The 4,977-nt window shown below is 61.8% G+C and carries 6 protein-coding genes and 1 tRNA gene; 1 reads left to right on the top strand and 6 read right to left on the bottom strand.

The window, feature by feature from the left end; translation table 11 throughout:
- Nucleotides 1–166 precede the first annotated feature (166 nt).
- The 4 genes from NW844_RS00515 to NW844_RS00500 all read right to left on the bottom strand — a co-directional run bounded on the left by NW844_RS00515 (nucleotide 167) and on the right by NW844_RS00500 (nucleotide 2,358).
- A tRNA-Met gene (locus NW844_RS00515) sits at nucleotides 167–238 on the bottom strand.
- 102 nt (nucleotides 239–340) lie between these two features.
- Nucleotides 341–1,795 carry a DASH family cryptochrome gene (locus NW844_RS00510; RefSeq protein WP_414332507.1) on the bottom strand — a complete coding sequence of 485 codons (1,455 nt, stop codon included), beginning with the start codon at nucleotides 1,793–1,795 and terminating at the stop codon, nucleotides 341–343.
- Between the two features lie 12 nt (nucleotides 1,796–1,807).
- Nucleotides 1,808–2,122: an HU family DNA-binding protein gene (locus NW844_RS00505; protein ID WP_414332505.1), complete on the bottom strand. Its 315-nt coding sequence runs from the start codon at nucleotides 2,120–2,122 to the stop codon at nucleotides 1,808–1,810.
- A gap of 38 nt (nucleotides 2,123–2,160) precedes the next feature.
- Nucleotides 2,161–2,358, bottom strand: a complete 198-nt coding sequence (locus tag NW844_RS00500) for a cytochrome b6f subunit family protein (protein ID WP_414332503.1) — start codon at nucleotides 2,356–2,358, stop codon at nucleotides 2,161–2,163.
- Between the two features lie 152 nt (nucleotides 2,359–2,510).
- On the opposite strand from NW844_RS00500, the gene NW844_RS00495 reads away from it, so the two are divergent.
- On the top strand, nucleotides 2,511–2,954 hold the full coding sequence (locus NW844_RS00495; protein ID WP_414332501.1) for an ATP-binding protein: 444 nt from the start codon (nucleotides 2,511–2,513) through the stop codon (nucleotides 2,952–2,954).
- A 3-nt stretch (nucleotides 2,955–2,957) separates the two neighbouring features.
- Here NW844_RS00495 and NW844_RS00490 read toward each other — a convergent pair whose 3' ends face one another.
- Nucleotides 2,958–4,637 carry a DUF3352 domain-containing protein gene (locus tag NW844_RS00490; RefSeq protein ID WP_414332499.1) on the bottom strand — a complete coding sequence of 560 codons (1,680 nt, stop codon included), beginning with the start codon at nucleotides 4,635–4,637 and terminating at the stop codon, nucleotides 2,958–2,960.
- An 84-nt stretch (nucleotides 4,638–4,721) separates the two neighbouring features.
- Nucleotides 4,722–4,977 (bottom strand): hypothetical protein (locus tag NW844_RS00485; protein ID WP_414332497.1); only part of this gene is annotated, 256 nt, incomplete at its 5' end.

The raw sequence follows: 4,977 nt of genomic DNA, 5'->3' as shown, positions 1-4,977 counted from the left end.
TGCTGCAAACTGGAGCAGCGGCAACAGCAAGCTCTGGTAATCCGGAACGGCCATCTGCAGAACCGATTCTCAAGGCAGGGATCCCAATATACTAACCAAGCCCCTACCGCAACCCAGCTATGGTGTCTGGCAGGCTGGGAAGCCTTGGACAAAGGTTGAGCGTGGATGGCTCAGGCGTGATTTGAACACGCGACCAAGGGCTTATGAGTCCCCTGCTCTACCGCTGAGCTACTGAGCCGAGACGGCGCTTAACTAGAATAGCACCGTTGGGCTGGAACTGCTTCTTGAAAAATCACCTCAGCCCCCTTTGCCCTCTTGGGAGAAATTGGGAAGCCAACGCTCACCGCGAGGCCAGGGCAGCTTCGTAAACCCGTCGATTGGCCGCGAGGGATTTCTCCAGATCCACCACAGGACGAGGGTAGTCCACTCCCAAGCGAACCCCAAATTGCTTTTGCTCGGCAGCGGTGAGGCGATAGGGCTCGTGGATTTTGTCCCCTGGGATCCCGGCCAATTCCGGCAACCAGTGGCGCAGATAGTCTCCCTTGGGGTCGTACTCGCGAGATTGCTTGGGGATGTGGAAGTAGCGGAAGCCGCGGGCATCATTCCCTACACCGGCAGCGTAGTTCCAGTTGCCGTAGTTGCTGGCCACGTCGTAGTCGATCAACAGCGACTCAAACCACTCAGCGCCCATGCGCCAGTCGATGCCCAGATTCTTGGTCAGAAAGCTGGCCACATTCTGCCGTCCCCGGTTGGACATAAAGCCGGTAGCCGCCAGCTCCCGCATGTTGGCATCCACCAAGGGGTAGCCCGTCTCGCCCCGGCACCACGCCTGAAAGCGGGGCCAATCCTGCTGCCAAGGGATGGGGATCCCCTGGATCCCAGAAGGACGGAACAGTTTAGCGCCGTGCTTGGCCAAGACAAACCGAAAATAATCTCGCCACAGCAGCTCGAAGACCAGCCAGTCGGTGGACTCATTGCGCACCCGCTCCTGTTCATAACGCTTGACTTCGGCATAGACGGTGCGAGGCGAGATACAGCCCAAGGCCAACCAAGCAGACAGCCGCGAGCTGTCGTTGGGATCCAACATGCCGTTGCGGGTTTCCTTGTAGATGCGCAGCCGATCCAGATCCCAAAAGTAGGTTTGCAGGCGGGCCTGGGCAGCGGTGCTCCCACCGGTGTAGGTGAAGCGGGCGCGGCGATCCGGCGGGGGCAAACTCAGCCCTAGCTCGGCCAGAGTAGGCAACGGGCCGGGATCCAACCCCGACGGCAGGGGGGGAAGAGAAGGAATGGGCAGGGGATCCCGGATGGGGGTGCTCCCCTCGACTTGCTTGCGAAAACGGGTGAACAGCTCCGGCAGTTGGGAAAGACCAAAGGGGAGATCCTCAGGGTGATAGAGGGTGTGGCCCCACTCCAGGTGCAACCGGATCCCCAGCAAAGCCTTCTCAACAGCAGCCGTCACCTCTGTCTCCTCGGTGCCCACCTCCTCATGGGCATAGACCGCCTTCACCCCCCACTCCCGTGCCAAGCTGGGGATCACCTGCTCCGGCTGGCCCCGGCGGATCACCAAATCCGAGCCGCGCGCCCGCAACTGCTGCCGCAGATCCGCCAAACTCTCCAGCAAAAACTGAGCGCGGAAAGGGCCGGTTCTGGGGCGGAGTACCAAGGAAGCCTGACCGAACTGGCGGGGATCCAAACAATACAAGGGAATCAGGGGAGATCCCTGTTGGCAAGCCCGCGTCAGCGGCTGGTGATCCAGCAGGCGCAAGTCGGTGCGAAACCAGAGCAGGACGGTCATTCTGCAGCTACCCTAGACGGATCCCGCAGACTCAGACTTAGGCGCCCGTCCCAGCTCAGGGCTGGGAACAAAATGGGGCACATTGGCAGCCGGGATGTAAATGGGAGCCTTGGTGCGCGGGTGGTAGGTTTGCCGGGCAGGACGATGGCGCAGCGAGAACGTGCCGAAGCGAGACAGCCGCACCGAACCGCCCTGGGCCAGGCATTGACTGATGCTATCCAGCATAGCCTCCAGAGCAGCAGCAGCCAGCTCCACCGTCAGGCCATCCACCTGGGCGGCCATCTGGCGGGCCAGCAAACGGCGATTCAAATGGGGAGGAGGAGCCACCAACCGACCGTCCAGACAACAGCAACACAGACAGGGGCCTAGAGCGCTTCCAGCTCGCTCTCAAAAAACCAGTGTCGAGAGCGATCAGGAAACTCCAAAACGTAGCCGACACCGCTGCCATCGACCACCCGCCGGGCCAGCACCACAGCCTCTTTGCCCACCAGAGCGCTGACATTTTCTTGCCCGCGATCCCGGACACAGCGAACTTTAACCTTGTCCCCAACTTTGATTGCCATAGCCGATTGGGCGTAACCGCGAAGAGACTCGTTACTCAAGATGGTACGGCAAAAGATCCCTTGCCGAGATCTGGTCACCCCTCTGCTGGGGTTGACACCGATGGGATTGCTAGAATGGGTGAAGAGCGCTGTGCCCCGGGAAGACTGCCTCCGTGATTGCCCTTTCCCTCAAACCCGCCCATTGCTCCTGGAGCGTTATCAGCTTTCCCTCCACCCTTTACACCCAACCGGTTCTCGATCTGTTGATCTCAAAAGTTCCTCCCCCTTGGCGGGCAGAGGTGCGCCTGGGCTTACAGGAAGCGATCATCAATGCCGTCCGCCACGGTAATGGCCTCGATCCCAACAAGAAAGTGATCATCGAGTACGCCAGCTCAGAGCCGTTTTACCAATGGCTGGTGCGGGATCAAGGACCTGGCTTTCGTCCCCAATGCAAGCTCAGCCGCTGCCAGCGCGGCATCTTGGAAACCGAAGAATCGGGCCGGGGAATGTTTCTGCTCACCCAAATCTTCGACTTTGTCGAGTGGAACGAAGCCGGCAACCAGGTCTATCTGGGCAAGTACATCCCCGCCAACTGCCGGGATCCCTGGATAGTCTGACCCTCAATACCACTGCCAAACCAGCTTGCCCATTTGGGTGATCTGGCGGCCCCGCTCCGGGTAGGGAGCCTCAGAAACCGTCAGGGCTGTGGTGGCAAAGGCAAAGCGCGTGGACGACCAGCGGGATCCCTTAAGTAGCGTGCTTTCCAGCAGCAACCCCAGCGATCCATATCCATAGCCCAGATTGCGGTGGGGCAGAGGAGCCACCACCTTGCGCCAGGCGCGGTCGGCAGCCAAGGGGGGATCCGCGAGGGCCGCCTCCAAAGCCGCCAAGGAAGAGGCCAGGTAGGAATAGCCTTTGTGGTCGGCGTGATACACCTGCGCCAGCAACGGGATCCCTGGCGGCGTTTGGGGGAGAGCCTCTGACAGGGCTCCTTCTTCCCCGCTGACCTCCGGCGGCCCACCGCCAGGGATCTCCGCTCCAGAGGCGGAGCGGCTGGGCTGCAAAGGCTTGGGTTGAGCCCAAGCGGTGGCGGTGCCGCGCTGCATCGGGAGAGAAACCACCTGCCAGCCTTGGGCGCGCGCCCGCTCATCCAGGTCGGAACCCGGCTCGTCCGGCATCTTACCCACCCACAGCCAGGCCGGATCCCGGTCGCCGGGCAAAAGGGCAAAGGCAAACTCCCCCCGTTCCGGCAACAGACGTTGCCAGTCCAGCTTCACCTGAGATTGTAAGCGCTGCAGCCATTGGCCGGGATCCACCCGCCACCCCAGGGGGCTCAGAGGCCGGATCTGCCCCAAGCTCTGCCAAACCGAGGCCAGGTGAGCTCCAGAAACCAGCGCCAAGGTCTCGTCAGGCAGATGCTGAATGATCTCCGGACGAAAAGCTTCTGCCGCCGGCAAGGAGAACTCAGCAGGCGCACGCCAGAGGGCAGCACTTTCGGCCACCAAGCCCCGGAAGTTCACCCCCAGTCCCAGCCCCACTGCCTGCAACGTCAGCCCGTCCGGAGCAACCGCTTCCGGGTTTTGCCAGAAGGCCCAACCCACATGCGCCTCCTGCAGCGGCTCGATCACCTGCTGAAACAGGGGCTGAGCCACCAGAGACAACTGCGGCAATTGCCAAGCATCGATGGCAGCGCGAATGGCCGCCGGCTGCTCCGCCAACAACACGTACTGCTCGCCAAAAACAGCCGCCGAGAACCCCTCCAGGCCCGGAATCGGGCTGGACACCACCTGAATGCCCTTGTAAGTGTCCACCTGCACCGGTATCCCCGCCAAACTCTGCCGTTCCCACAACAGGTTCAGCTCAAATTGAGAGACTGCCCGATCCCGCGTCTCCAGGGCCACCAAAGTCCCCCCCTCCGGCAAGCTGGCCAAGAGCGTGCTTTTTCCCAGCCAGGGCCGCACCTCCCGCTCAAAATCCAGAGCTGCCCCGGCCAGTACAGATCCCAGCCAACCCGGGCCTTCGGCGGAGAAAAACTTTTGCCATTGCTGACGGGCGGCGCGTCGTTGGGGGGCAGGGGTTGCAGCTTGCCAAAACGCTTGCACCTCGTCGAGGGGAACGGCCAACAGCAGCAAAGCCTCGGTAGAACGGGGGGCCAAACCCACAATCGGCGGCAGTTCCGGGTGGGCCAGCAACAAAGCCACCGGGCTGCGGGTGAGCAGCCACACGACAACCCACACCAGCATGGCGGCCAGAAGGCCCAACCCGATCAAGATCCCCCGCAGGAGTTGCCGTTGTCCCATATCCCCTCTCCAGCCTGACGGCAGCATTCCAGCACCGCCTAACCATCTTACCTGTGAGGGGAGAGTTGCTTGTCTCTCCTGGCCTCAGCCGGGATCTGACGAAGATGCTTCTGGCCGATTCTGCAACATCCAGGCCAAGTTATTGCCCGTCACCGCTCCATCTAGGGTGCTCCGGATCAGCAGCAAGGCCACTGCCGCCCAAACGTTTTCTGGCCAGTTCCCCAGCACCTGCTCTGCCAACTGGCCCAGCCCGAAGGCCGTGATCCACGTGGCCATCCACAGCCACGCCGTCACCTGAGCGCAGGGCCAGCCATTGCGCCAAGCCCAAAATCGCTCCTGC

This window comes from Synechococcus sp. H55.2 (assembly GCF_047462495.1).
GTDB lineage: Bacteria > Cyanobacteriota > Cyanobacteriia > Thermostichales > Thermostichaceae > Thermostichus.
This window is presented reverse-complemented; position numbering and strand designations above follow the sequence as displayed.